This window comes from Campylobacter sp. IFREMER_LSEM_CL292, assembly GCF_025771615.1.
Taxonomy (GTDB): domain Bacteria; phylum Campylobacterota; class Campylobacteria; order Campylobacterales; family Campylobacteraceae; genus Campylobacter_D; species Campylobacter_D lari_D.
Map to the genome: position 1 here is coordinate 33536 of NZ_JAKMQP010000008.1, position 26148 is coordinate 59683.

Consider the following 26148-nt stretch of genomic DNA (forward strand, 5'->3'; position numbering starts at 1 on the left):
GAAAAATATAATGATATATGGTGTAATTTTTGGTGCAAATTCTTATGAGCATGAAATTAGCATTGTAAGTGCTGTGGTATTAAAAAAAATACTCAAAGCACAAAAAAAATTTATATTTTGTGATAAAAATAAGGAATTTTTTCTTATAGATGAAGAAAAAATGAATGCAAAAACTTTTAGCAGCGGTGCTTATAAAAAAGAAAAAGCTTTGGTGTTAAAGCAGGGTGGGTTTTTTATAAAAACTATGTTAGGTGAGAAAAAACTTGACATTGATATAGCGATAAATATCATACATGGAAAAGATGGTGAAGATGGCAAAATAGCTGCTTTGCTTGATTTTTATGGTATAAAATACATAGGCCCACGCATAGAAGCTAGTGTTTTATCTTTTAATAAGGTTTTAACTAAACTTTATGCACAAAGCGTAGGGGTGAAAACACTTGATTATAAGGTTTTAAATTTGCATAAAGAGCAAAATGTATCTTTGGATTTTCCTTGTATTTTAAAGCCTGCAAGATTAGGTAGTAGTATAGGTATAAGCATAGTTAAAGATGAAAGCGAGCTTAAGTATGCCAAAGATGTTGCTTTTGAATTTGATGAGGATGTTGTGATAGAACAATTTGTAAGTAATATTAAAGAATATAACTTAGCAGGTTGTATGATAGATGAAAAAATGGAATTTTCTATTATTGAAGAGCCTAGAAAAAATGAAATTTTAGATTTTGAACAAAAATATTTAGGTTTTTCAGAAAGTTCTAAAGTAAGTGAAGCAAATATTAGTGAAGAATTAAAACAAAAATTAAGGGATAATTTTACTAGAATTTATAATCCTTTATTTAAAGGAGCTTTGATTCGCTGTGATTTTTTTGTGATAGATGATGAGGTTTATTTAAATGAGATCAATCCAAATCCAGGATCTTTAGCAAATTATTTATTTGAAGATTTTACTAATGTAATTAATAGTCTAGCTAAAAATATAGAATTTGAAAAGCAAATTAAGATTGATTATGCTTTTATTCATAGTATTAATGGACAAAAAGGTAAATTATAATATGGCTACTTTTAGCAAAGATGAAATTTATACTGCAACTGAAGTGGTAAGAAATTTCAGCACTATGCTTGAAAAAACAAAAAAAAGTGAAAATGGTAGAGTAGTGATTGTGAAAAACAATAAATTTGAAGCTGTACTTTTGAATTTTGAAGAATATGAGCGTTTAAATGAAGCTGTGATGCTTTTAGAAAAGATTTACAAAGATAAAAAAGGCTAGAAATGGCAAAAACTAGAGTATATTCTAATGGGTATTTTTATAATTTAAGTTATGAAATCATCAATCCAAAATGTGAAAAAACAATTCTTATTTTACATGGTTGGGGTGCTAATAAAGAGCTTATGAAACAAGCTTTTGAAAAGCCTTTGAGTGATTTTAAGCAAATTTATTTAGATTTACCTGGTTTTGGAAATTCAAGTATAGATGCACCTATGGATTCTTACGCTTATGCAAAGGTTGTAGAAGACTTTTTAACTACAATTGAGCAAAAAACAGATTACTTAATGGGGCATTCTTTTGGCGGAAAAGTTGCGACTATTATGTGCCAAAATGCTAATTTTCAAGGTTTGATTTTGCTTTCTAGTGCAGGCGTGGTCTTACCAAAAAGTTTTAAAGTGAAGTTTAAAATAGCCTTGTTTAAAATTTTGAAAAATCTCCCTTATGGGGATTTTTGGAGGAAATTTTTTATTAGTAAAGACGCTCAAGGCATGAATGAAGTGATGTATGAAACCTTTAAAAAGGTTGTTAATGAAAATTTAGAAAATGAATTTCAAAAGCTTAAAAATCCTATTTTGATTTTTTGGGGTAATGAAGATAAGGCTACACCTTTAAAAAGCGGAGCAATTATCCATTCTTTAGCACAAAAAGGGAAATTTTTTGCATTAGATGGGGATCATTTTTTCTTTTTAAAACATGCTGATTTTATAAATGAAAAAATACATGAGGAATTTTTAAAAAATGATTAGTATGATAGCTTTTTTAAGTTTAAATTTTTTACTTGGATTTTATCTGATTTTAGCCTTACAATGGTACTCTTATAAATTTTCACGCATAATTTTACACTTTCCCAAACCTTTATGGCATTTGTATTTTTTAATAATTCCTTATTTTGCTTTTGTATTTTTTTTGTATAGTGGAAATTTTTATTTATATTTTATAGTTTTTACTCTATCTTTACTATATGGTGGATATTTATATAAAAATTTAGATAAAAAGCTAGTTTTTACTGCTAGGATTAAGCGTTATTTTTTATTTTTGTTACTTTTTAGCTTGATATTTATGCCATTTTTTTGGATAGGTTTAGAAGCTTTGGTAGTTACATTTTTATTAAGCTTTTTTGTGGAAAAAATTAATCAGAAAAGTTTTATAAAAAAAGCAAGTAAAAAGATTTGTGATAATCCAAATTTAAAAATTATTCTAATAACTGCAAGTTTTGGAAAAACAAGTATAAAAAATTTTTTATACGAACTTTTAAAAGATGAGTTTAAGTGCTATAAGACTCCAAGAAGTGTTAATACTTTTATGGGTATAGTAAAAGATATCAATGAAAATTTGGAAAATAATACTGAAATTTATATTGTAGAAGCTGGTGCAAGAGAGCAAAATGATATTTTAGAAATTACAGAGTTTTTAAATCCTCAAATTTGCATAGTAGGTGAGATTGGTTTGGCGCATTTGGAATATTTTAAAACTCAAGATAATATCCGCAAAGCTAAGTTGCAAGCTTTAAAATCCGAGCGTTTAGAAAAATACTTTTTGCACTCAAGCACCTTATATGAAAATGAATTTTATGATGAGTATTTAAGTGATGTTAGGGCAAGTTTGGAAGGATTGGATTTTAAAATAAGATTAGATGATAGTATTTATGACTTTCATGCAAATTTACTAGGTGCTTTTAATGCTTATAATATTAGCGTGTGTATTTTGCTTGCACATTATTTAGGAATTAAAATAGAAAATATTACAAAAAGCGTATCGAATTTAAAAGCAGTAGAACATCGCTTGCAAGTGATTTCTAAAGAGCCTAAATTTATCATAGATGATGGCTTTAATGGAAATTTTAAGGGTATGAGTCAAAGCTATGAGCTTTGTAAAAGCTATCAAGGAAGAAGAGTTTTAGTAACTCCTGGTATAGTTGAAGTTAATGAAGAAGAAAATATAAAATTATGTAAAATTATTAATGAATGTTTTGATTTTGTGATTATTACTTCAGAGGCTAATAGCGCGATTTTACAAAAACATATCACATTAGATTTTTATGTATTAAAAGAAAAATCTCAACTTGTGCAAACTTTATCAAGATTAACTCAAAATGGGGATTTGATTTTATTTTCCAATGATGCGCCAAGTTTTATGTAAAACCATTTAGCTTAAAAAGGCCAAATGGTCTCCATAAATTTTGTCCCCCAAGGCTTGCGTGTAGATTTGTCTATATCGCCTTCGGTTTTATAAAGAATCTTTGCATCAGCTATATATTTACTATCTATCATATTATCTTGAGAAATATCATAAGGTCTTATAACCCCACTTAGTTGAATGATTTGTTTTTCTCCGTTGATTAAAAGCTCACGACTTCCTTCTATAAAATAATTTCCATTAGATAAAACCTTAATTACTCTAGCAGAAATTGTAGTTTGGAAATTTTCACTTCTAGTTTGGCTTCCTGTGCCTTGATATTGTGAAGTACTTGCTGTGGTATAGCCTATATTTGTATAGTCATTAACAAAATCTCTAACTTTGCTAAGTCCAGCACCTGTAGTTATTTGTCCACCGCCTAAATTTACATTGTTGTTTTTGCTTGTAGATTTAGAGCCTTGTGAATTTTGTGTAGCATTTTCTCTAATGACTACGGTTACCAAGTCATTTACATTCATTGCTTTTTTATCAGAAAATAAAGGGTTATCTCCTTTACCAAACAGCGATCCAGGATTGCTTTGAGTATTATGATTTTGCTTAGGAGCTAGTTCTTCTACATAAGTAGGTGGTTTCATATTAATATGTGGATCAACTGTGGCACTACAGCCAAACATTACAAAAGGTAACAAGTAAAAATTAACATTTTTAAATTTCATAGCTTTATAACCTTATATTATTATGATGAATTTTAAAATAATTATATTATAAAAAACAATTATTTTGTTAAATAAAGAGGAAAAAATGAAATCTATGTTTTTGTTAAACTGCATTGATGAAAAATTTTTGCAGCAGTGTTTAGAAAAGGTACGAGGTAAAATAGCTTTTTACTTTCCTGTTTTTTGTGAAAAAAATAAAGAAAAAATTACTTCATTTTGCACAAAAAGAAATCTTAAAATAGATTTTTTTAGTAGTTTTGAAAAAAATGAGTATCAAGGTAAATTCACTCAAAATTTAAATGATTTTTTTAAAAAGATTATTGAAGATTTTGAGAAAACAAAAAAAGAAAATGATTTTACTATAGTAGTTGGAGTAGATGATTTTGGCTTGATGGGGGATTTAAGTTTAAATATAGCCTTAGCTAAAGAGCTAAACGCTCCATTGTATGCAAAAAGTCAAGATGAAAATTATACTATGTTAAATTTTTTACTAAGCCAAAAGCTTAGCGACTTTGTTTTGTTAAAAGAAAATGAAGATTTTACTCAAGATTTATTACAAGAATATACTTATAAAACTCAGGCAAGATTTTCTTATGAGCTTTTTGAAAAAGCAAAAGTAGATAAAAAAATAGTAGTTTTACCTGAAAGTTTTGATGAAAGAGTATTAAAAGCTAGTGAATTTTTAATACAAAATGAAATTGTTGATTTGATTTTGCTAGGTGATAGCAATGAAATTTGTGCGAAAGCTAATAGTTTAAATATCAATATCGATGGTGTGCGTATTATAAATCCTAAAAATTCTCAATATAATGAAGAATTTGAAGAACTTTTATATGAAGCTAGAAAAAGTAAAGGTATGAGTAAAGAAGAAGCTAAAAAACTCGTGCAAGATAAAACTTATTTTGCGACTTTACTTGTACATACTCAAAAAGCCCATGCTATGGTAAGTGGTGCAAGTACAACTACTGCTGAAACTATTCGTCCTGCTTTGCAAATTATCAAAACAAAACCTGATGTGAGTTTGGTTTCTGGTATGTTTTTTATGTCTTTAGAAGATAAGGTTTTGGTTTTTGCTGATTGCGCTGTTATGCCAAATCCAACCCCTGAACAACTTGCTGAAATTGCTTATGTGAGTGCAAATAGTGCTAAGGCTTTTGGACTTGAACCTAAAGTGGCTTTACTTTCATATTCTAGTGGAGATAGTGGGAGTGGAGCTAGCGTGGATGCAATTAAAGAAGCTACTAAAATAGCTAAAGAAAAATATCCTCAACTTGAGCTAGAAGGTCCTATACAATTTGATGCAGCATATGATATGCTAACAGCAAAAAGTAAAATGCCAAATTCTAAAGTAGCAGGAAAGGCAAATGTATATGTGTTTCCTGATTTAAATGCGGCAAATATTTGCTATAAAGCAGTACAAAGAACAGCAAATTCTTTAGCTATTGGCCCGATTTTACAAGGTCTTAAAAAGCCAATTAATGATTTAAGTAGAGGTTGCTTGGTGGAAGATATTGTTAATACTGTGATTTTAAGTGCTATTCAAGCACAAGAATAAGGAGAAAAATGAAAATATTAGTTTTAAATTCAGGCTCATCTTCAATTAAATTTAAGCTTTTTGAAAAAGATGAAGCCCTAGCATCTGGTTTAGTGGAAAAAATAGGCGAGCAAAGCTCTAAAATAGAACTAAAAGATCTAAAAAGTGGTCAAAAATACCAAAAAGAATTAGCAATTAAAGATCATGAACAAGGTATTGAATTAGTAAATGAATTATTTGCTCAAAGTGGAATTTTACATGATTTAAATGAGCTTGATGGGTGCGGACATAGGATAGTTCATGGAGGTCCAAATTTAACTAAACATTGTTTAGTAGATGATGAAATTTTAAAAGAAATTGATAGGGTTTCTCATATAGCACCTTTACATAATCCTGCACATTTAATAGGTATTAAAACTATGATAAAAGCAGCTCCAAAAGTTCCCAATGTGACAGTTTTTGACACAGCTTTTCATCAAAGCATGCCTGATTATGCTTATATGTATGCTTTGCCTTATGAGTTTTATGAAAAACACCAAGTTAGAAAATACGGCTTTCACGGTACTTCACATTCTTATGTAAGTAAACAAGCTGCACATATACTTGGTAAAAATATTAATGAATTTAATGCAATTAGCGCTCACCTTGGAAATGGTGCGAGTGTTTGTGCTATAGAAAATGGAAAATGCGTAGATACTTCTATGGGTTTTACTCCACTAGAAGGTTTGATTATGGGAACTAGATGTGGTGATATTGATCCTGCTGTATTGCCATTTTTAGCAAAAGAATTAAATTTAAATCCATCTGATTTAGATACTATAATGAATAAAAAAAGTGGTGTTTATGGAATTTGTGGGTTTAATGATTTTAGAGATATTGAAGCACAAATTGAAGAAAATAACGAAAAAGCAAGACTTGCTCTTGATATGTTTTGTTATCGTTTGAGTAAATATATTGGCTCATATTTTGCGATTTTACCTAGAGTCGATGCGTTGATTTTTACAGCTGGTATTGGAGAAAATGATAATATTGTTAGAGCAAAAGTTTGTCAAAGACTAGCGCATTTGGGATTTGATATAGATTTAGATAAAAATACACAACTTAGAAATGGTGAGATTAGTAAAAAAGACTCTAAAATTAAAATTTTAATTATTCCAACAGAAGAAGAATTAGAAATAGCTAAAATTACCACAGAACTTATTAAAAAATAAATAACCTTGAGTTTTAAACTCAAGGCTTGTTTTAAAATGCAGGAACTACAGCACCTTGGTATTTTTCATTGATAAAATCTTTTACTTTTTGACTTTGCAAAGCCTTTATTAAAGCTTTGATTTTAGGATTATCTTTATTATCTTGGGTAGTTACTAAGATATTTGCATAAGGACTTTCTTTACTTTCTATTAAAATAGAATCTTTTACAGGATTTAAATTTGCCGATAAAGCATAGTTTGAATTAATCACTGCAAAATCAACATCATCTAAAGCTCTTGGAAGTTGTGCTGCTTTTAACTCTTTAAATTTGATATTTTTTGGATTATCTTTAATATCAAGTGGAGTTTTTAATGCGATATTTTTAAAACTAACTAGTTTAGTACTAGCGATAATATCTAAAGCTCTGCTTTCATTTGTCGGATCATTTGGTACAGCTATAGTAGCATTTTGTGGAAGATCTTGGATATTTTTATATTTTTTAGAATAAACAGCCATTGGTTCAATGTGAACTTTTGCAACGCTAATTAATTTTGTGCCTTTATTGGCATTAAACTCATCCAAATAAGGTTGGTGTTGGAAGAAATTCGCATCAAGTTCTTTATTATCTGTACTAAGATTTGGTAAAACATAGTCATTAAATTCTTTAATTTCTAATGTGTAACCTTCTTTTTTTAATAAATCTTTAGTTTGTTCTAAAATTTCAGCATGAGGCACAGGTGTTGCACCTACAGTGATAACTTCATTAGCAAATAAACTTGCACCTAAAATTGTGCTTACAGCGAGCAATTTTAACAATTTCATATTAACTCCTTTTTTATAGTTTTTTAAAATGTTTGATTATATTGTAAAAATATTAATAAGATGAGAAAAGTTTTATTTTTGTTTGTTTTTATATTCTTTAGAAAAGCATTTAAGTTCTTTTATAAATTTTATATAACCACCTTTATACCAACTTTTTTGAGCATTAATAAGGGCTTTTCCAATTTTATAAGAATAAGTATTTTGATTTTTAATGCCTTCGCTTTTGTAATCATCATAGCTTGATAAAGGTGGAAGTTTAAGGTAAGGTTTTGTTTTCAAATCTTTTTGGTATTGTTTAGCTAGTTTTGTGTGTTTGTAATAAATCTTTAGTAGAGTAAAAGGTAAAAAAGGAATTTTTTTCTTATTCTTAGCACACTCTATAAAGGCATAACCTAGTTTGTATGATAAATGATATCTTACTCTTGCTTTTGCTTGAGTATTAGTAGCTTTTATTCCATCTAAATATCTACTTCCTCCAAATTTTAACCATTTTTCATAGTATTCTTGCCATTTAGGCCATGTTTGATTGCATAAAATATTATTCCAAAAACGATTGTTGCTACCTTCTGCATGTGTTATAGAAGCATTTTGTGATAAGTTAGTTCTATAATCAATATTTCCATTATAAGTATCTTTTAAATCTTTTATTTTAAATTTGTATTCTAGTGCTAGTAGTGTAAACAATCCTTGATCGTTTAAATTATGAATGTTTTCGTTTAAATGTTTATATATAAATTGATAGCATTTTAAAGGATTTGGTATAAGATCGGTAAAGACTAAAATTCCAGTTAAATATGTACGTTTTTGATGATACTCTTTTTTTGTAGGTAAGCTTTCAAGAAGTAAAGTTTTACCTAATCTTGCACCAAAATGATATTTTCTAGCTCTTAATTTACTAAGTTCATCTATACTTTTTAAAAGTAAAACATCAAAATCAAGATAGATAATACTTTCGCATTCATCTAAAAACTTAAAAGCTTCAAATCTTGCAAAAGCCATATGCGTCCATCTTTTTAAGAAAAATAAATTATTAATATCGTTTTGATTTTTATCAAGAGTGGTTAAAAAATCTTCTTGGGTAAAAAGAATAAATTTAATTGTTTTGTTTTTAACAATTTTTTGCATGATATTTTGATCGTTCAAGCTAAAACCATCATGTAAAATGTAAAACACATCTACCTTTTCACCCATAACATCCATGATGTTAATGAGCAAGGTTCCTATGGTAAAACTTGAATTTTTAGTCGCTGCTAGTAAGATACCAAGTTTATGCTTCATTGTTTATCTTTTGGTAATTTTATAAAGAATATTTCCTATAAATTGTATGATTTGCACTAGTATAATTAAAATCACAACAGTTTGAATCATAATATCAGTTCTAAAGCGCTCATAACCATAGCGAATAGCCACATCACCCAAACCACCACCACCAACAGTTCCTGCCATAGCAGAAAAACCAATAACAATAATCAAAATTAAAGTAATACCATTAATAATACTCGGTAAAGCCTCGCTAAACATAACTTTAAAGATAATTTGTGCTTTGCTAGCTCCATAAGATCTTGCTGCTTCAATGATAGCAGGATCAATTTCTTTAAAAGCACTTTCAATCATTTTGGCCAAATAAGGCGCAATTCCTATGGTAAGTGGTACTATGGTAGCAGTTGTTCCTATGCTAATACCAATGAGATATTTTGTAAAAGGACTTAAAACTACAATAAGTACTAAAAATGGAAAAGATCTTAAAATATTGATAATAAAATCAAGCACGCTATAAATGCTTTTGTTTTCACATAAGCCACCTTTATCAGTAATAGTAAGCACAATTGCAGGGATAAGCGCGATTAAAAAGGCTAAAAAAGTGGCTGTAAAACTCATATAAAGAGTTTCTAGTAATGCCGGATAAAGTATATTTTCAAAATTTCTTAAAATTGTTTCTAAGTTCATTACACAAGCTCCCAAATAACGCCATTTTCTTGTAAATAATTTAAAACTCTTTCTTGATCTTTAGCTTCTATATTGATCACCAAATTTCCTAAAGCATTGTTGTTTAGTTTTTCTATCTTACCCCAAACTATATTAAAATCAATATTTAAACTTCTAGCCATATGAGTGATAATGCTTTGGTTTGCTTTTTCTTTGCAAAAGTATAAGCGCACATTAACTCCATTTAGTGGTAAAAAATCACTTTCCCCTAGAAATTCACGCATTTTTTCACTTGGTTTTAAGAATAAATCTTCGATTTTCCCTTGACCTATGATTTGTCCATGCTCTAATAATACAGCCTTTTGTGCTATTTGTTTTACTGCTTCCATTTCATGAGTTACTAATACTACACTGATGTTAAATTCTTGATTGATTTTGGCAATAAGTTCTAAAATATTATTTGTAGTATTTGGATCAAGCGCAGAAGTGGCCTCATCACTTAGTAAAATTTTAGGATTTAAAGCAAGGGCTCTAGCTATGGCTACTCTTTGTTTTTGCCCACCACTTAGCTCATTTGGATAAGCTTTGCTTTTAGCTAAAAGTCCCACAAGATCTAAAAGTTCATTAACTCTTTTTTGAATTGTGCTTTTGTCAAAATTATGAATTTCTAAAGGCATAGCTACATTTTCAAATACATTTTTTCTACTCATAAGTGCAAAATGCTGAAAAATCATCCCTATATCTTTTCTAAATACTCTTAACTCTTTTTCTTTTAAAGTAGCTATTTCTTTACCAAAAACTTCCACACTACCACTTTGATAATTTTCTAAACCATTAATACATCTTAGCAAAGTTGATTTTCCTGCCCCGCTGTGTCCAACAAGAGCATAAATTTCTCCTTCTTTAACTTCTAAAGAAACATCATTTATAACTAATTCTTTGCCATAATATTTTTTAAGATTTTGTATTTTTATCACTTATTAGCCTTCTAAATTAGAAATTTCATCATTGATTTTTTCAAGTTGAGTTTTAATGCTTTCAAGTTGAGTTTTATTTTGCTCAACGACTGCAGTAGGTGCATTAGAGATAAATTTTTCATTTTTCATCATAGCATCTAGCTTGTTAAATTCTTTTTCAAGTTTTGTTTTTTGACTATTAAGTCTATTTAAAACACCGCTTAAATCAAGATCTTGGGTTGGTATAAATACTTCTAAATTCTCGCTTACATCTCTAATGGATTTTTCTAAATTTGTATTGATAAACTCGATGTTTTCACATTTTGCAAGTGTTGAGATGAAATTAATATAATTTTTTAACTCAGCCATTAAACTCTCATCGTTTAATTTTATACAAGCTTTTTGAATTTTTGCATTTGCAAGTTCTACTAAGGTTTTTGCACGGCGTAAACTCACTATACTTTCTATAATGATATTGAATAATTTTTCTATTTTTTCATTTCTAGAATTAAATTTAGGATATTTTGAAATCATTATAGATTCATGAGTTTGGATAGAAGTTTTACTTAACTCATGGTATAAATGCTCACTAATAAATGGCATAAAAGGATTTAAAAGCTTTAATGCTTCTTTAAAAATACTTCCAAGCTCTTTTATGCTTGATTTTTCAGCCTTACTAAGCTCAATCCCCCAATCACAAAATTCATCCCAGAAAAATCTATACAAAGTATTTGCCGCATCATTAAAACGGTAGTTGTCTAAATTTTCTCTTGTTTCTTTTACGCATACTTCAAAACGAGATAGCATGTATTTTGCTAAGTTAGTTTGAATTTTGCTTTTATCTAAATCTTCAAATTTTTCTTCATTTAAGAGTAAAAATTTACTTGCGTTATAAAGCTTATTGGTAAAATTTCTAACTTGTATGAGTTTGTCATTGCTTAACTTTATATCTCTACCTTGGATAGCTAAAAGAGCAAGAGTAAAACGCAAGATATCAGCACTATATTCATCCACACTTTGCACAGGATCAATGACATTACCTAAAGACTTACTCATTTTTCTACCTTGCTCATCTTTAACCAAAGCATGCAAATATATATCTTTAAAAGGAAGTTCACCTAAGGCATTAGTGCTTTGAAACATCATTCTAGCAACCCAGAAAAATAAAATATCAAAACCAGTGATTAATAAAGAATTTGGATAAAAGTCTTTTAAATCATCTTCATGCCAAAGTGTATTTTTACCCCAGTCTTTATTACCCCAACCTAAAGTACTCATAGCCCAAAGACCTGAAGAAAACCAAGTGTCTAAAACATCAGGATCTTGTTTGAAATTAGTGCTTTGGCATTTTGGGCATTGACTTGGAGTTTCTTCGCTTGCCCATTCATGAGAGCATTCACAGTAATACACAGGAATTTGATGACCCCACCAAAGTTGTCTTGAAATACACCAATCTTTTAAATCCCTCATCCAAGCATTAAAACTATTAATCCAATGTGCAGGGTAAAATTTACTTCCACCAAGATTAACTTTTTTTATACTTTCTTTTGCGATTTCATTTTTTACAAACCATTGTTTAGAAATATATGGCTCAACCACATTTTTACAACGATAGCAATATCCTACTTGATTAGTATAATCTTCTATTTTTTCAACAAAACCTTTTTCTTGTAATTCTTTTATAATAATATTTCTTGCTTCTAATCTTTCTAAGCCTTTAAAATGCAAGCAATGTTCATTTAAGATACCTTTTTCATCAAAGATGGTAATAAATTCAAGTTTATGTCTTAAGCCTACTTCATAGTCATTATGATCATGTGCTGGGGTTACTTTCACAAAGCCTGTACCAAATTCCATATCCACATGCTCATCAGCAATAATAGGAATTTTTCTATCTATTAAAGGTAAAATGACATTTTTGCCTATTAAATGCTTAAATCTTTCATCGTTTGGATTAACCATCACAGCGCTATCACCAAAATAAGTTTCTGGTCTTGTGGTGGCTACTACGATATATTCTTGAGAATTTTCTAAGAAATATTTTAAATAATATAATTTTCCTTTATTTTCTTTGTGTTCTACTTCTATATCGCTTAATGCTCCATCATGAGTGCACCAATTTACCATGTAATTTCCACGTACAATAAGCTTTTTATCATAAAGATCTACAAAAGCTTTTTTTACTGCATTTACCAAACCCTCATCCATAGTAAAACGCAAACGACTCCAAGCAGGAGTGATACCCAAAATTCGCATTTGCTTAACTATGGTACCACCGCTTTGCTCTTTCCATTCCCATACCTTTTTTACAAATTCTTCTCTACCGAGTTCTTCTTTTTTAATGCCTTGAGCTAAAAGTTGTTTTTCTACAACATTTTGTGTTGCAATCCCTGCATGATCAAGTCCTGGCTGATAAAGAGTTTTGTAACCATCCATTCTTTTATAACGCGTTGTGATATCTTGTAGAGTACAAGTTAGAGCATGACCTATATGCAAAACACCTGTTACATTAGGTGGTGGCATCATAATACAAAAGTTTTTACCTTTTTCTTGAATTTTTTCATTACCATTGATTTCAAAATATCCGCGTTCTTCGCAAATTTTATAATATTCTTTTTCTAGTGATTTATCATACATAATTGCTACCTTGAGAATGAAAATAAATTGTTATGTTAGCTTAAAATTGTTAAAGAAGTTTTGAAATTTAGAAATTAGTTATAAAAACTAATTTCTACTTTACGATTATTTTGTCTTTGAGAATCAGACTTATCTTTAGTAGGATAGGTGTCTTTTCCCAAAGATTTTATTTCTATAACCTCAGTAAAACTAAAGAAATGTTTAGCCACATTCATTGCTCTATTTAATCCTATCATATAGTTTGCAAAAGTGCTACCTCTATCGTCTGCATAACCTTGAATTTTAACTCTTTTGAGTATATCTTCTCTTGCTAGATTTTGATTGATTTTTTCAAGTAGATTTTCATTGCTGTATTCACTATATCCATTTCTTTCAAATAAAAATTTTAAATCAGAAATTTTAACATCTACATAATTGTATTTTTTCTTATTTTTAGCAAAAACAATATCTTTATTATATATGCTTAGTTTCATATTGTCATTTGAAAGCATATCGATAAAAATCGTTAAATTATAATCTTGAGAATTAATTTTAACAGGATTGATCATTTCTTTTAACATATCAACCCTATAATCACTTAAACTTTTTCCATCCAATACATAAACTTTAACAAAATCATTACTTAATCTTGGTTCATATCTGCTAGTTTTACCTTTTGTAATGTATTCTTGCATAGTATTTTTATATTTTGTTGTTTTTTCTTTTTTTATGCTTGTTTGTTTGTTGTTTTCAACGAGAACTTTTTGTTCTTCTTGGGCTACTTTAGGAGTAATAGTTTCATTTTTAGAAACTTCAGCTATATTTGTTTGGGTTGTTGGTGCGACTTCTTGAGTGCTTGTATTTTCATCTATGGTAGGATTATTTTGTACTGGAGTTTCTTCTTTTAAAGACTCCGGATTTATTTGCTGTGATGGATAATAAGTATTATCACTTATATTATTTCTTTCTTGATTGTATTGAGTACTTGGCGGAGTGTAGCTTTGATAAGAACTACTTTTTTTATAATCATATACATAAGTATTTGAATCATCTTCAAAATACCACATATAAAAACCAATACTAGCGCCTATTAGCACCACAAAAGCTATACTAAAAGCAATAATACTTTTCATTTTTTATCCTTTGTGAAGTCCTCAAAAGGACTTTGATTATTTATAATTTTTAATAGAATTTTCTAAAATTTCACTTGCTTTTTCAATACCTGCAAATTCTTTTACTTTTACCCATTTGTTTGGCTCAAGCATTTTATATGTTTCAAAGAAATTTTTGATTTTATCTAGGCTTGCTTTTGGTAAATCATCTAAACATTTAATATTATCATATCTTGGATCTATTTTACTTACAGGAACAGCAAGTAATTTTTCATCCATACCGCTTTCATCTTCCATTAATAATACCCCTATTAAACGACAAGGAATCACAGCTCCTGCTTGGATAGGATATTCATTTAATATTAAAACATCAATAGGATCGCCATCATCTGCAAGAGTATTTGGTATAAAACCATAGTTTGCTGGATAAAACATAGCTGAATACATCACGCGATCAACCATGATGGTTCCGCTTTCTTTGTCAAGTTCGTATTTAATGTTTGATCCATAAGGAATTTCAATAACTGCATTAAGTTTATTTGGTACTTCTCCAACTTTGATTTTGCTAATATCCATTTTTTATCCTTTATTTTAATAAATCATTGATTAAATTTTTCATATCAGCTACGATAGCTTCAATACTTCTTTCACCATTGATTACATGGTGGATATTTTCTTTAGTATAAAAATTTGTTATTTCTTCTAAAGGTTCTAAATAAACTTTCATTCTATTATTAAAAACTTCTTCGTTATCATCAGCACCTCTAGCACGCCCTAAAACTCTTTCTCTAGCAACTTCTTCACTAACTTTAACTTCTATCACACCTTTTAAAATTACTTCACTTTGATTTTTTAATACCTTATCAAACTCAAGCATTTGTTCAACACTTCTTGGATAACCATCTATTAATATAGTATTAGTTGGTGCATTTTTTAAAGCAGTGATGATAGTATTAACTACCACTTCTAAAGGAACCAAATTTCCTTTAGAAATAAAACTATCAATAGTCTTTCCAAGTTCGCTTCCACTAGCCACTTCTGCTCTTAGTAAATCGCCTGTAGAATAATGAGTAATGCTTGCATCATCTGTAGCTATGATGCTTGCATCGGTTGTTTTACCACTACCTGGTGCACCTATGATTAAAAATAATTGTTTCATTTAGTATTCTCCCTTAATCTTATACCTAGTTCTCTCATTTGTTCATTGCTTACTTCGCTTGGAGCTTGAGTCATAAGACATTGCGCTCTTTGTGTTTTAGGAAATGCTATAACTTCTCTAATACTTGAAGATTTTGTTAAAAGCATAATAAGTCTATCAAGGCCTATTGCTATACCACCATGTGGTGGTGCTCCAAAACTTAATGCATCAAGTAAGAAGCCAAATTTCTTTCTTTGTTCTTCTTCATCAATATTTAAAAGCTTAAATACTTTTTGTTGGATAGGACTTTTGTGAATTCTTATACTACCACCACCTAATTCTACACCATTTAACACTACATCATGTGCAATAGAATTAATTTCTTCTAAGTCTTGCTCATCAATATTTTTTGGCATAGTAAATGGATGGTGCATTGCAGAATAGCTTCCATCATCATTTTGCTCAAACATAGGAAAATCAATAACCCACAAGAATTCTAATTTATCCTCATCGATAATTTTCATTTCATCAGCAAGGAATAATCTAAATCTGCCCATATAATCAAGCACAGTTTTTTTAATCCCTGCACCAAAAAATACTACATCACCAACTTCTAATTCACATCTTTGGATTAAAGCATTTAAGTCCTCTTCGCTAAAGAATTTACAAAGTGGGCCTTTAGGACCATCTTCTTTCATTTGTATAAATGCAAGTCCTGCTGCTCCAAATTTACGCACAAATTCTTCAAATCTTTGCATTTGGCGTTTAGAAAAAATCGTATCGCCTTTTGGAACTCTTAAAGCTTTAATACGATTTTTCTTCGTGTCTTTTGCGATATTTGCAAAAATTTCATTATTTGATTTTGCAAAAATATCAATCACATCAATAAATTTCATATCAAATCTTAAATCAGGCTTATCAGAGCCATAATTTTCCATAGCTTCTTTGTAACTCATTTGCCTAAAAGGTATGCTAATTTCTTTTCCGCAAGCTTTGAAAATATCTTTAAGTAAATTTTCTGCCATAGCTATGATATCTTTTTGTTCACAAAAACTCATTTCTATGTCTATTTGAGTAAATTCAGGTTGGCGATCTGCTCTTAAATCCTCATCTCTAAAACATTTTGCAATTTGAAAATATCTATCAAATCCTGAACACATTAAAAGTTGTTTGAAAAGTTGAGGGCTTTGAGGTAGGGCATAAAATTCACCTTGATGTACGCGTGATGGTACTAAATAATCCCTTGCGCCTTCTGGAGTAGCTTTGGTTAAAATAGGGGTTTCAACCTCTAAAAATCCCATTTTTGCTAAAGAATTTCTTGTTGCTATACAAGCAGTTGATCTTAGAGCAAAATTATCATAAAGTTTTTTGCTTCTTAAATCTAAAAATCTATATTTCAATCTTAATTCTTCATTTACACTTTCATCGCCTATAGCAAAAGGTACTACAGCACTTTCATTTTCAATAGTAAGTTTATTTATAACAACTTCTATTTCTCCGGTTTTTAATTTTGGATTTACAAGTCCTTCACCGCGTGGGCGAATTTTTCCTTGTGCTATTAAAACATATTCATTTCTTACTGATGAAGCTATATTATGTGCTTCTTGATTATCCGCTGGATCGCATACTAATTGTATAAGTCCGCTACGATCTCTAAGATCGATAAAAATTACACCTCCATGATCACGGTAAGAATTTACCCAACCACATAATGTTACTTCCTCGCCAACATTTTGTATGTTAAGCTCTGTATTATAATGAGTTCTCAAAATTTTTCCTTAGCTTAATTTTGTTCAATTTTGTTATTATAGTATTTTATTCTTTTGCTTAGCTAAGTTTTGTTATAATTTTTTTATGAAAAAATGTATAAATATAGAAAAAATTCAAAAAGTAGGCTTATTTTGCAGGTTAAATACAAATTTAAATGAGCAAATTGCTTTTTTAAAAACAATTTTTTTGCAAAAAAATATAGAGCTTGTGCTATTAGATCAGAAAAAAAATAATCTTAAAGATTTACAGAAATTAGATTTTTTAATTTCTCTAGGTGGGGACGGCACGCTTTTGTCTTTATGTAGGCAAGCTTATCAAGCAAAAAAGCCTATTTTGGGGATAAATGCAGGAAATTTAGGTTTTTTAACTGCTTTTTCTTTTAATGAAGTAGAAAGTTTTTTTAAAGATTTTTTTAAAAATGACTTTAAAATAGAAAAAGCTAAAATGCTTCAAATAACGCTTTGTAAAAAGAATAAAATCATTAAAAAATTTGCTTTTAATGACGCGGTTTTTTCTCGCGATAATGCTTTAATGGCAAATGTGGAAGTTTTCTTTGAAAATAAACTTTTTAATGCTTATTATGGAGATGGTTTAATCATAGCTAGTTCAAGTGGTTCAACTGCTTATAATATTAGTGCAGGTGGACCTATAGTACATCCTTGGAGTAAAATTTTTGTTCTAACTCCGGTTTGTTCTCATTCTTTAACCCAAAGACCTATAGTTTTACCTTATGGTTTTGAGCTTGAATTAAAAGTTGAGCATTGTTTGCTGTATTTAGATGGGCAAGAAGTGATTAATCCTAAAGAATATGATAGAATTCTTATAGGGCTTAGCAAGAAAGAACTTAGTTTTATACATAAAAAAGATAGAGATTATTTCCAAGTTTTAAAAGAAAAGTTAAATTGGGGTAAGTGATGATAGAAAGTATTTTAATCAACGAAAATTTAGGTTTTAAACAAGCAAAATTAGACTTAGAAGCGGGACTTACTGTCTTTACTGGTTTAAGTGGTGCTGGAAAGTCTGTGCTTTTTAAGGCTATTTTAGCAGCATTTGCTTTAAGTGAGAGCGAAGCTAAAATGGTGGAAGTTTTATTAAATGATGAGCTTGAATTAGATGAGTTTGGCATTGAAAATGAAGAATTAAATGTATTTAAACTTTTAAAAGATAAAAGCTCGCGTTATTTTGTCAATAATCAACTTATTTCAAAAAAGAATTTAGCCTTACTTTCTAAGAAATTTGTAAAATATCTTTCAGCTAAGGAAAATAATGAGTTTTCAAATGAAAGATTTTTAAACTTACTTGATTTTATGCAATCAAAAGAGGATAAGAAATTTAAAGATTTTTTAAATGAATATAAAAATGTTTATAAAGAATATATAGAAAATAAAATTAAATTAGAAAAAATTCAAGAAGAAGAAAAAAAGGTAGAAGAATTAAAAGAATTTACAAGCTTTGAAATACAAAAAATCCAAAGTATTAACCCAAAAATAGGCGAATTTGATGAGTTGATGAGTTTAAAAAAAAGGCTTTCTAAAAAAGACAAAATTGATGCAGCTTGGAACAGGGCAAGCAAAATTTTTGAATTAGAATCAGCAGTGATTGAAGCTTTGCAAATTAGTGATGTTGATAGTTCATTTTTTTCAGAGTGTTTAAATGAACTAAGGGTGGTGTGGGAAAATCAAAGTTTTGATGATTTTGATTTTGATATAGAAGAAGTGCTTGATAGGATAGAAAAACTTTCTTCTTTGATTTCAAAATATGGAAGTATAGAAGAAGCCTTAGAAGTTTTAGAGAAGAAAAAAGCAGAATTAGCTCATTATGAAAATTTAAGTTTTGAAAAAAAAGAATTAGAAGAGAAAGTGCAAAATGCTAAAATGCTTTTAGATGAGAAAAGCCAAAAAATAAGTACTTTGCGCAAAAAAAGATTAAAAGAGCTTGAGAAATTACTTAATTTTTATCTTGAAAAACTTTATATGAAAGAGATTAAATTAGAGCTTAAAGATTGTGCTTTGAGTATTTTAGGTAAAGATGAAGTGAATTTAAATATAAATGAAGCTAGTTTGAAAAATTTAAGCTCAGGTGAGATAAATCGTTTAAGACTTTCTTTTATTGCAACTGAATGTAATGTTACTAATAAAGCTAGTGGGATAATATTTTTAGATGAAATTGATGCAAATTTAAGTGGTAAAGAAGCAATGAGTATAGCTGAAGTTTTAAAAGAGCTTGCTAAGTTTTATCAAATTTTTGCAATTTCACACTTACCACAGCTTTCATCAAAAGCAAGCAATCACTTCCTAGTAGAAAAAATAGGAAATGAAAGTAAGGTAAGAAAGATAGAAAAAGAAGAAAGAGTAAAAGAACTTGCTAGAATGGTAAGCGGGGAAAATATTACCCAAGAAGCTTTAGAATTTACTAGAACTTTGCTTTAAAAACAAAAAGTAAATTTCAATATGATATAATTAGTTTTTTAAAATTATTTAAAGAGAGTGTTTTACCATGGAAGAAAAAATTTTAATCATTGATGATAATAAAATGCTAACTAAACTTTTAGCAAAAAAAGTAGAAAATACTTTAGGATTAAAGGTAGATGTTGCTTTTGATATGAATAGTGCAAAAGATTTATTGAAAAATGATTATTTTATGGCTTTTGTAGATCTTTGTTTACCAGATGCTCCTAATGGTGAAGTGGTTGATGTAGTTTTAGAAAAAAATATCCCCGCTATTGTTCTTACAGGAAGTAATGACGGACAAACTCGTAAAAAATTTATGGAAAAAGATATTATTAATTATATTCAAAAAGAAAGTGAAGATTGTATTAATGAAATGTTAAATTCTATTAGAATGCTTCAAAAAAATAATAAAACTAAGATAATTTTAGCAATTGCAAATGTAACTTTACGCGCAGAAATGAAGAAAAACTTAAACAATCAGCTTTTTAATGTTTTAGCAGCAGCTCATGGGGAAGAGGCACTAAGCTATTTAAGCGATCATCCTGATACAAAATTAGTAATTTGCGATGCTACTATGCCGGTAATTAATGGGGAAGATTTACTTGTAGAAATTCGCTCAAAATATTCTAAAATAGAACTTGGTGTGATTATGGTTGGGGATAAAGATGATGCATTAGAAGCAAGAGCTTTTAGAAAAGGTGTGAATGATTATGTGATTAGACCTTTCCAAAAAGAATCACTAAATTGTAGAGTAAATAATTGTTTAGATTATATGCAAAAGTGTGTTTTGCTAGATGAGTATAGTTTAGGTAAAGATTTATTAACAGGACTTGATGATTATGCTACTTTTGAAAAAAGATTTTTAGATTATTTAGAAGATATACAAGAAAATGAAGAAATGGCGTTGGCTTTGATTGATATTGATAATCTTGCAACAATTAATTATGAATTAAGTTATGATTGCGGTGATGGAGTGATAAAACATACAGCCGAAAAGATTAAAGATCAAATTCGTGGTATGGATTTAGCTACTAGAATTGAAGATGGTAAATTCTACATTGCTTTAAAAAATATAAGCAATAAAGAGGCTTTAAAAGCTTTTTCAAATATAAGAGTTAATATTTCCAAAGAAAGCGTTTTGATAGCTTTAGACGAGGTTGATTATAGCATCTCTGTGGGGGTTGCTTTTGGTAGCAAAGGAAGCCAAATGCAAGATTTGCTCAATAACGCACAAAAGGCATTAGATTTAGCTAAGGCTAATGGAAAAAATAGGGTAGAGGTATGTTTTTAGATTGTGATTTTAGCGAAAAAATCATAGATACTCATTGTCATCTAGATAGTCAAGCTTATTTTGGATATTTAGATGAGATGTTAACGCATGCATTTGAAAATGGTGTAGATAAAATCATTATACCAGGTGCAGATATAAAAGATCTACCAAGAGCAAGAGAGATAGCACATACTTATGATAATGTGTATTTTTCTTGTGGGGTGCATCCTTATGATATAGATGATTTTGATTTAGAAGTTTTAAAAGAATTTGTAGATGATAAAAAATGTATCGCAGTGGGTGAGTGTGGGCTTGATTATTATCGTTTAAATACTAATGATGATACTATCAAAACAAGACAAAAAGAAGTTTTTATAGCTCAAATACAACTAGCTATTGAATATAAAAAGCCATTGATTGTGCATGTGCGTGAAGCTAATGAAGACAGCTTTAATATTCTAAAAACATACTCAAAAGAATTACAAGGCGGTGTTTTGCATTGCTTTAATGCAAGCGAGCTTTTACTTCAACTAGCAGGTGAAGGATTTTATTTTGGTATAGGCGGGGTTTTAACTTTTAAAAATGCAAAAAAATTAGTGGAAATTTTACCTAAAATTCCAAAAGATAAACTTGTTTTGGAAACAGATGGGCCTTATTTAACTCCAGAACCACATCGTGGTAAAGTAAACGATCCTATTTTAACGCATTTTGTAGCACAAAAAATATCTGATCTTTTAAAATTATCTAAAGTTGAAGTAGTAAAACTTACGAATTTAAATGCTAATCGTTTGTTTTTTCAAGGTTTATAATGAAAAAAAACTTTATATTTTTTATATTAGTATTATTATGTTTAAATGCTAAAGCCTTGCAGGTAACTCCTGAATATTATACTCAGCAAGCTCAAATTCTAAGAAATTTAGACATAGAAGCAAGCTATCTTAGTGATATGTTATTTTTAGAATTTAAAGAATCTTCTTTAAATATGCATTCTAAAACTTTAGTTGATACTATGAGAGAATTTTATAAAATCACTCCAATTATCCGTAAAATTTTAGAAAAAGAAAATATTCCTCAAGAATTTTTATATTTGGCAATTGTAGAATCTGGTTTAAAAATTCATAGTGTTTCTAGAACTAAAGCAGTAGGTGTTTGGCAGTTTATGAAGCCAACGGCACAAACTTTAGGTTTAAGAATAGATCCTTATGTTGATGAAAGAAGAGATTTAGTCAAATCAACTTATGCAGCCATTGCTTATTTAAAGCAATTAAAAGAGCAGTTTGGAAAATGGTATTTAGCAATTTTAGCTTATAATTGTGGTGATGGTAAATTACGCCAAGCTATAAAAAAAGCAAAAAGTGATGATTTAAGAATCTTGCTTGATCCTGATAAAAAATATTTACCATTGGAAACTAGAATTTTTATTAGAAAAATTCTTACTATGGCATTTTTGGCTAATAATAATGATTTTTTGATTTCACAAGATAGTGCTTTGCTTAATTATGCTCTATCGAGTGAAGTTAAAAAAATACCTGTTCCACCAAGTGTTTCTTTAAGAGAGCTTGCTAAAGTAGCTAAGATGTCTTATAATGAATTTAAGCGTTATAATCCACATTTTAATTATGACTTTACTCCGCCTGATAAAAAAGATTATTATATGTATATTCCTTTAAGCAAAAGTGTGGCTGTGGAAAATGCATTAGAGAATGTAAAGCTAGCTAAAGTGGATACAACTATTCCGCATACAAAAATTTATATAGTAAAAAAGGGTGATAGTCTTTATACTATTGCAAAAAAACATAAAATTAGTGTTGAAAGCATTAAAGAATATAATAAAATCAAAGGAAACTTGATTAATATTAATCAAAAACTTGTGTTAAAAATTAAGGAGAATAACAATGCAAAAATCAAAACTACTCAAAAATTACCAAAAAACTCTCATACAAAAGTCGTTAGTCGTTAGTTGTGTAGGGGTTTTATTTAGTGCTTGTAGTATGGTGCCTATTAGCACACCTACTGTGTATTATCCAGAAAGAGATTTTAAAAGTATAAAGCATAATAATACAGGCTTAAAAGGCACTATGAAACCTTATACTATTAATGGTAAAACATATTATCCAACCGTAGTAGAAGTAGGTGAGACTGCTGATGGTATAGCTAGTTGGTATGGACCGGGCTTTCATGGTAAAAAAACTTCCAATGGTGAAACTTATGATCAACATGCTTATACAGCAGCTCATAAAACTTTACCTATGAATACTATAGTAAAGGTAACTAATTTAAAAAATCATCGTCAAACTACCGTAAGAATAAATGATAGAGGGCCTTTTGTAGCAGGTAGGATTATAGATTTATCTAATATGGCCGCAAGAGATATTGATATGATTCAAGCAGGAACGGCTCCTGTAAGACTTGAAGTAATTGGTTTTGGAACAAGTGCAAATTCAGGTTCAGTGCATACTAATTCTAATTTAGGTAGCAGTGGGGAGATTGCTGATAGTGGCCATATTTTCCAAGGTGGAGCTTTTATGGTGCAAATTGGGGCATTTAGAAATAAAAGTGGCGCAGAGTTAATAGCAAGTAGATATAAAAATTATAATTCTTATACTTCAACAATACAAACAAGTGCTAAAGATGGTTTACATAGAGTATTTTTAAAAGGCTTTAGAAGCGAGCAAGAGGCAAGGGATTTTGTTGATGGTGGTTCTTTTCCTGGTGCGTTTATAGTAAGAGAGTAAAATTATGATAGAGCTTATTTTTTTAGATGTAGATGGTTGTCTAACAGATGGTAAAATCATCTACACACAAAATTATGGTGAAATTAAAGAGTTTAATGTAAAAGATGGTGCAGCAATTGAGGCTTGGCAAAAGCTTGGCAAAAAAGTTGCTATTATTACAGGCAGGACTAGCGAGTGTGTGTATTTTAGAGCTAGAGATTTAAAAATTGATCTAGTATATCAAGGTATTAGTGATAAATTAACTTGTGCTAAAGAAATTTTAGAAAAATTAAATTTAGACTTTTCTCAATGTGCTGCTATTGGGGATTATTATAACGATATGAGTTTACTTGAAGCAGTTGCTTATAGTTTTAAGCCAAAAGATGCGCATAAGGCTTTAAAAACTGATAAAGTTTTAAACAGAAAAGGTGGTAATGGGGCGGTAAGTGAGATGATAGAAATTTTAATTGAACATAACAATATGCAAGTTCAATGGGATAAACTTTGGCGATAAAAATTTTTGCTATATTAATGAGTTTATTTGCCTTTGTTATGGTGATTTTAAGTACTCAAGATCCTTATTTGTTTGCAATAAAACCGCAAAAGGTGGATGTGGCAAATATGCAAGCTTTTGATGTGCTTGATTATGAGCTTAATACATCTGTTACAAAAGCTAGCTATCAAGCAAGTCGTTGGGTAAAATACCAAGATAAAGATATTTTTGATGATTTTAAAGTGCAAGCACTTGATTATAATTTAAGTTCGGATTTATTAGTAAGAAATGATGAAAAATCCATTTTAGAAGGTAATGTAAGTTATTTTGATCAAAATCAAACTTCTATTTTTACTCAAAAAGCAATTTATGATATGAAAAATAAAATTTTATTTTCCAATGAAAAATTTAAGGCATATATAGGGTTAAATGAGGTTTTTGGGGATAATTTTTTATATGATGTAAATCAAAAAGAATTAAAAATTCAAGGAATAAAAGCATGGTTTTTAGAGCAATAATTTTTTTGTGTTTGTTAAATTTATTTGCATTTAGTGCTCAAAAAATAGAAGTTTATGCTAAAGATTTTTATTTGGATGAGAAAAATGAAACGAGCATATTAACCGGTGATGTGGAAGTAAAAAAAGGTAAAGATATTTTAAATTCGCAAAAATTAGTCATTTATATGAAAAATAAACAACCTATTAAGTATATAGCTACTAAAGATGCTAAATTTAAAATTATGATGAAAGATAAGATTTATCATGGAAGTGGTGATGAGTTTGTTTATAATGTAGCTAAAGATACATATGAAATTAATGGTAATGCAAAAATTATAGAAGTGCAGTCAAAAAAAGAGCTTATAGGTGATAAAATCATAGTAGATAGAAAAAATATGACTTATAGAGTAGTTAGTAAAGATAAAAAACCTGCTAAATTTGTATTTGAAGTAAAAGAATGATATTAAATGCTAAATTTTTAACTTCTGCTTCTAAAATCAATGAAGCTCCACAGCCTATATATACTGAAATTGCATTTTTAGGTCGCTCTAATGTAGGAAAAAGTTCTTTGATTAATACTCTTTGTAAGAATAAAAATTTAGCAAAAAGTTCTTCAACTCCAGGCAAAACCCAACTCATTAATTTTTTTGAAGTTGATTGTAAAAAAGATGAGGATAAATTTAAATTGATGTTTATCGATTTACCTGGTTTTGGTTATGCTAAAGTGAGCAAAAAAACTAAGGCTATTTGGAACAAAAATTTAGATGAGTTTTTAAAAGAGCGTAGTTCTATCAAACTTTTTATTCATCTAATAGATTCAAGACATGAAAATTTAGATATTGATGCAAATTTGGATTTGTATTTAGATTCTTTTATTAGAGCTGATCAAAAAAAAATAATAGTTTATACAAAAGCAGATAAGCTCAATCAAAGTCAAAAAGTAAAAATTTTAAATGTAAATAAAAATGCCATTTTAGTTTCAAATTTGAAAAAAAGTGGTATTGATAAATTAGAACAAAAAATTATTTTAGAGAGCTTAGGTTTTAATGAGGAGTAGAAATTTAGTAAAAAATAGATTTGATTTTTCTTATTTATTTTTTTATTTATCTTTGATTTTTTATCAAGTGCTAAGCTCTGTTTATTATTGGATGCCTCCTTTGTTTGGCGTGTTTTTTTGTTATATGATAGTGCTTTTAAAAGAAAAAGAAAGAACTCTTAATAAGCTTGATTTTAGATGGTATTTTTCTTTGTTTTATCTTTTATTAATTGATATTATCCATGGATTTTATCTTTTTAGTTCTTGGATAGCTTTTTTCGTTTTTTATCATCTTTTTGTTGATTGGTTTAAAAGTAAATTAAAACTAGGCCATTATTTGCTCGTTATATTTACCTTTTGTGCTTATATTTTTATCTATCTTTTTGATGTATTTTTGGCATATTTAGATAATAGTCAAATTTTAAAATTTGGTATTGAATATCTATGGTTTTTTGTCGTTGAAGCTTTGATTTCTTTTGTTATTTTTAAAGGGAAAATCTAAT

At 28.9% G+C, this 26148-nt stretch carries 26 protein-coding genes and 1 pseudogene; 17 read left to right on the plus strand and 10 right to left on the minus strand.

The features are described from left to right. Positions 1-10: 10 nt before the first annotated feature. Genes L8T82_RS05690 through L8T82_RS05705 form a run of 4 tightly spaced genes read left to right on the plus strand, consistent with a single transcriptional unit; the run spans position 11 to position 3407 of the window. A complete protein-coding gene (locus L8T82_RS05690) occupies positions 11-1051 on the plus strand; it encodes a D-alanine--D-alanine ligase (RefSeq protein ID WP_263726074.1) in 1041 nt (346 codons plus the stop codon). 1 nt (position 1052) lies between these two features. After that, positions 1053-1268 (plus strand): type II toxin-antitoxin system Phd/YefM family antitoxin, encoded by a 216-nt coding sequence (locus L8T82_RS05695; protein WP_087699049.1) that lies wholly within the window; start codon positions 1053-1055, stop codon positions 1266-1268. 2 nt (positions 1269-1270) lie between these two features. Continuing rightward, entirely contained in the window at positions 1271-2014 is a 744-nt protein-coding gene (locus L8T82_RS05700) for an alpha/beta fold hydrolase (protein ID WP_263726076.1), read from the plus strand. Beyond that, positions 2007-3407: a Mur ligase family protein gene (locus L8T82_RS05705; protein WP_263726077.1), complete on the plus strand. Its 1401-nt coding sequence runs from the start codon at positions 2007-2009 to the stop codon at positions 3405-3407. Before L8T82_RS05700 ends, L8T82_RS05705 begins: the two co-directional genes overlap by 8 nt. Before the next feature lie 11 nt (positions 3408-3418). On the opposite strand, the gene flgH is transcribed toward L8T82_RS05705, so the two are convergent. Beyond that, positions 3419-4120: a flagellar basal body L-ring protein FlgH gene (gene flgH, locus L8T82_RS05710; protein WP_133319229.1), complete on the minus strand. Its 702-nt coding sequence runs from the start codon at positions 4118-4120 to the stop codon at positions 3419-3421. An 85-nt stretch (positions 4121-4205) separates the two neighbouring features. Between flgH and pta the strand changes: the two genes are divergently transcribed. Then, the gene (gene pta / locus L8T82_RS05715; RefSeq protein WP_318530097.1) at positions 4206-5675 is read left to right on the plus strand and encodes a phosphate acetyltransferase; all 1470 of its coding nucleotides are present in this window, start codon (positions 4206-4208) and stop codon (positions 5673-5675) included. Positions 5676-5683: 8 nt separating this feature from the next. Continuing rightward, on the plus strand, positions 5684-6865 hold the full coding sequence (locus L8T82_RS05720; protein ID WP_263726078.1) for an acetate kinase: 1182 nt from the start codon (positions 5684-5686) through the stop codon (positions 6863-6865). 31 nt (positions 6866-6896) lie between these two features. On the opposite strand, the gene L8T82_RS05725 is transcribed toward L8T82_RS05720, so the two are convergent. The 9 genes and pseudogenes from L8T82_RS05725 to aspS form a co-directional block, all read right to left on the minus strand. Further along, complete coding sequence (locus tag L8T82_RS05725) at positions 6897-7667, minus strand: MetQ/NlpA family ABC transporter substrate-binding protein (RefSeq protein ID WP_263726080.1); 771 nt, start codon at positions 7665-7667, stop codon at positions 6897-6899. A 72-nt stretch (positions 7668-7739) separates the two neighbouring features. Next, positions 7740-8945 carry a glycosyltransferase gene (locus tag L8T82_RS05730; RefSeq protein WP_263726081.1) on the minus strand — a complete coding sequence of 402 codons (1206 nt, stop codon included), beginning with the start codon at positions 8943-8945 and terminating at the stop codon, positions 7740-7742. Between the two features lie 9 nt (positions 8946-8954). After that, a pseudogene (locus L8T82_RS05735) lies at positions 8955-9590 on the minus strand (methionine ABC transporter permease); the annotation flags it as partial. 23 nt (positions 9591-9613) lie between these two features. Then, the gene (locus L8T82_RS05740) at positions 9614-10570 is read right to left on the minus strand and encodes a methionine ABC transporter ATP-binding protein (protein ID WP_263661301.1); all 957 of its coding nucleotides are present in this window, start codon (positions 10568-10570) and stop codon (positions 9614-9616) included. Between the two features lie 3 nt (positions 10571-10573). Next, positions 10574-13186, minus strand: a complete 2613-nt coding sequence (locus L8T82_RS05745) for a valine--tRNA ligase (RefSeq protein ID WP_263726083.1) — start codon at positions 13184-13186, stop codon at positions 10574-10576. A 74-nt stretch (positions 13187-13260) separates the two neighbouring features. Next, positions 13261-14298 carry a hypothetical protein gene (locus tag L8T82_RS05750; protein WP_263726084.1) on the minus strand — a complete coding sequence of 346 codons (1038 nt, stop codon included), beginning with the start codon at positions 14296-14298 and terminating at the stop codon, positions 13261-13263. Between the two features lie 36 nt (positions 14299-14334). Continuing rightward, entirely contained in the window at positions 14335-14853 is a 519-nt protein-coding gene (gene ppa / locus L8T82_RS05755) for an inorganic diphosphatase (protein ID WP_263726085.1), read from the minus strand. Positions 14854-14863: 10 nt separating this feature from the next. Then, positions 14864-15436: an adenylate kinase gene (locus L8T82_RS05760; RefSeq protein WP_220566653.1), complete on the minus strand. Its 573-nt coding sequence runs from the start codon at positions 15434-15436 to the stop codon at positions 14864-14866. Beyond that, a complete protein-coding gene (aspS, locus tag L8T82_RS05765; protein WP_133319218.1) occupies positions 15433-17184 on the minus strand; it encodes an aspartate--tRNA ligase in 1752 nt (583 codons plus the stop codon). Before aspS ends, L8T82_RS05760 begins: the two co-directional genes overlap by 4 nt. An 85-nt stretch (positions 17185-17269) precedes the next feature. Here aspS and L8T82_RS05770 point away from each other — a divergent pair, with 85 nt between their 5' ends. The 11 genes from L8T82_RS05770 to L8T82_RS05820 all read left to right on the plus strand — a co-directional run bounded on the left by L8T82_RS05770 (position 17270) and on the right by L8T82_RS05820 (position 26147). After that, positions 17270-18100 carry an NAD(+)/NADH kinase gene (locus L8T82_RS05770; RefSeq protein WP_263726086.1) on the plus strand — a complete coding sequence of 277 codons (831 nt, stop codon included), beginning with the start codon at positions 17270-17272 and terminating at the stop codon, positions 18098-18100. Then, complete coding sequence (locus tag L8T82_RS05775) at positions 18100-19614, plus strand: AAA family ATPase (RefSeq protein WP_263726087.1); 1515 nt, start codon at positions 18100-18102, stop codon at positions 19612-19614. The genes L8T82_RS05770 and L8T82_RS05775 overlap by 1 nt, the downstream gene beginning before the upstream one ends. A gap of 67 nt (positions 19615-19681) precedes the next feature. Beyond that, a complete protein-coding gene (locus tag L8T82_RS05780) occupies positions 19682-20926 on the plus strand; it encodes a diguanylate cyclase (protein ID WP_133319215.1) in 1245 nt (414 codons plus the stop codon). Continuing rightward, positions 20917-21714 carry a TatD family hydrolase gene (locus tag L8T82_RS05785; RefSeq protein WP_263726089.1) on the plus strand — a complete coding sequence of 266 codons (798 nt, stop codon included), beginning with the start codon at positions 20917-20919 and terminating at the stop codon, positions 21712-21714. Before L8T82_RS05780 ends, L8T82_RS05785 begins: the two co-directional genes overlap by 10 nt. After that, complete coding sequence (locus tag L8T82_RS05790; RefSeq protein WP_133319213.1) at positions 21714-22865, plus strand: lytic transglycosylase domain-containing protein; 1152 nt, start codon at positions 21714-21716, stop codon at positions 22863-22865. Before L8T82_RS05785 ends, L8T82_RS05790 begins: the two co-directional genes overlap by 1 nt. Beyond that, the gene (locus tag L8T82_RS05795; protein WP_133319212.1) at positions 22801-23640 is read left to right on the plus strand and encodes a septal ring lytic transglycosylase RlpA family protein; all 840 of its coding nucleotides are present in this window, start codon (positions 22801-22803) and stop codon (positions 23638-23640) included. The genes L8T82_RS05790 and L8T82_RS05795 overlap by 65 nt, the downstream gene beginning before the upstream one ends. Before the next feature lie 4 nt (positions 23641-23644). Continuing rightward, the gene (locus L8T82_RS05800) at positions 23645-24133 is read left to right on the plus strand and encodes an HAD hydrolase family protein (protein ID WP_220566659.1); all 489 of its coding nucleotides are present in this window, start codon (positions 23645-23647) and stop codon (positions 24131-24133) included. Beyond that, positions 24124-24630 carry a hypothetical protein gene (locus L8T82_RS05805; RefSeq protein ID WP_220566660.1) on the plus strand — a complete coding sequence of 169 codons (507 nt, stop codon included), beginning with the start codon at positions 24124-24126 and terminating at the stop codon, positions 24628-24630. The genes L8T82_RS05800 and L8T82_RS05805 overlap by 10 nt, the downstream gene beginning before the upstream one ends. After that, positions 24612-25070 carry a lipopolysaccharide transport periplasmic protein LptA gene (gene lptA / locus L8T82_RS05810; RefSeq protein WP_133319209.1) on the plus strand — a complete coding sequence of 153 codons (459 nt, stop codon included), beginning with the start codon at positions 24612-24614 and terminating at the stop codon, positions 25068-25070. The genes L8T82_RS05805 and lptA overlap by 19 nt, the downstream gene beginning before the upstream one ends. After that, positions 25067-25666, plus strand: a complete 600-nt coding sequence (gene yihA, locus L8T82_RS05815; protein WP_263670319.1) for a ribosome biogenesis GTP-binding protein YihA/YsxC — start codon at positions 25067-25069, stop codon at positions 25664-25666. Before lptA ends, yihA begins: the two co-directional genes overlap by 4 nt. Then, complete coding sequence (locus L8T82_RS05820; RefSeq protein ID WP_133319207.1) at positions 25656-26147, plus strand: hypothetical protein; 492 nt, start codon at positions 25656-25658, stop codon at positions 26145-26147. Before yihA ends, L8T82_RS05820 begins: the two co-directional genes overlap by 11 nt. The last annotated feature ends 1 nt before the right edge of the window (position 26148 follow it).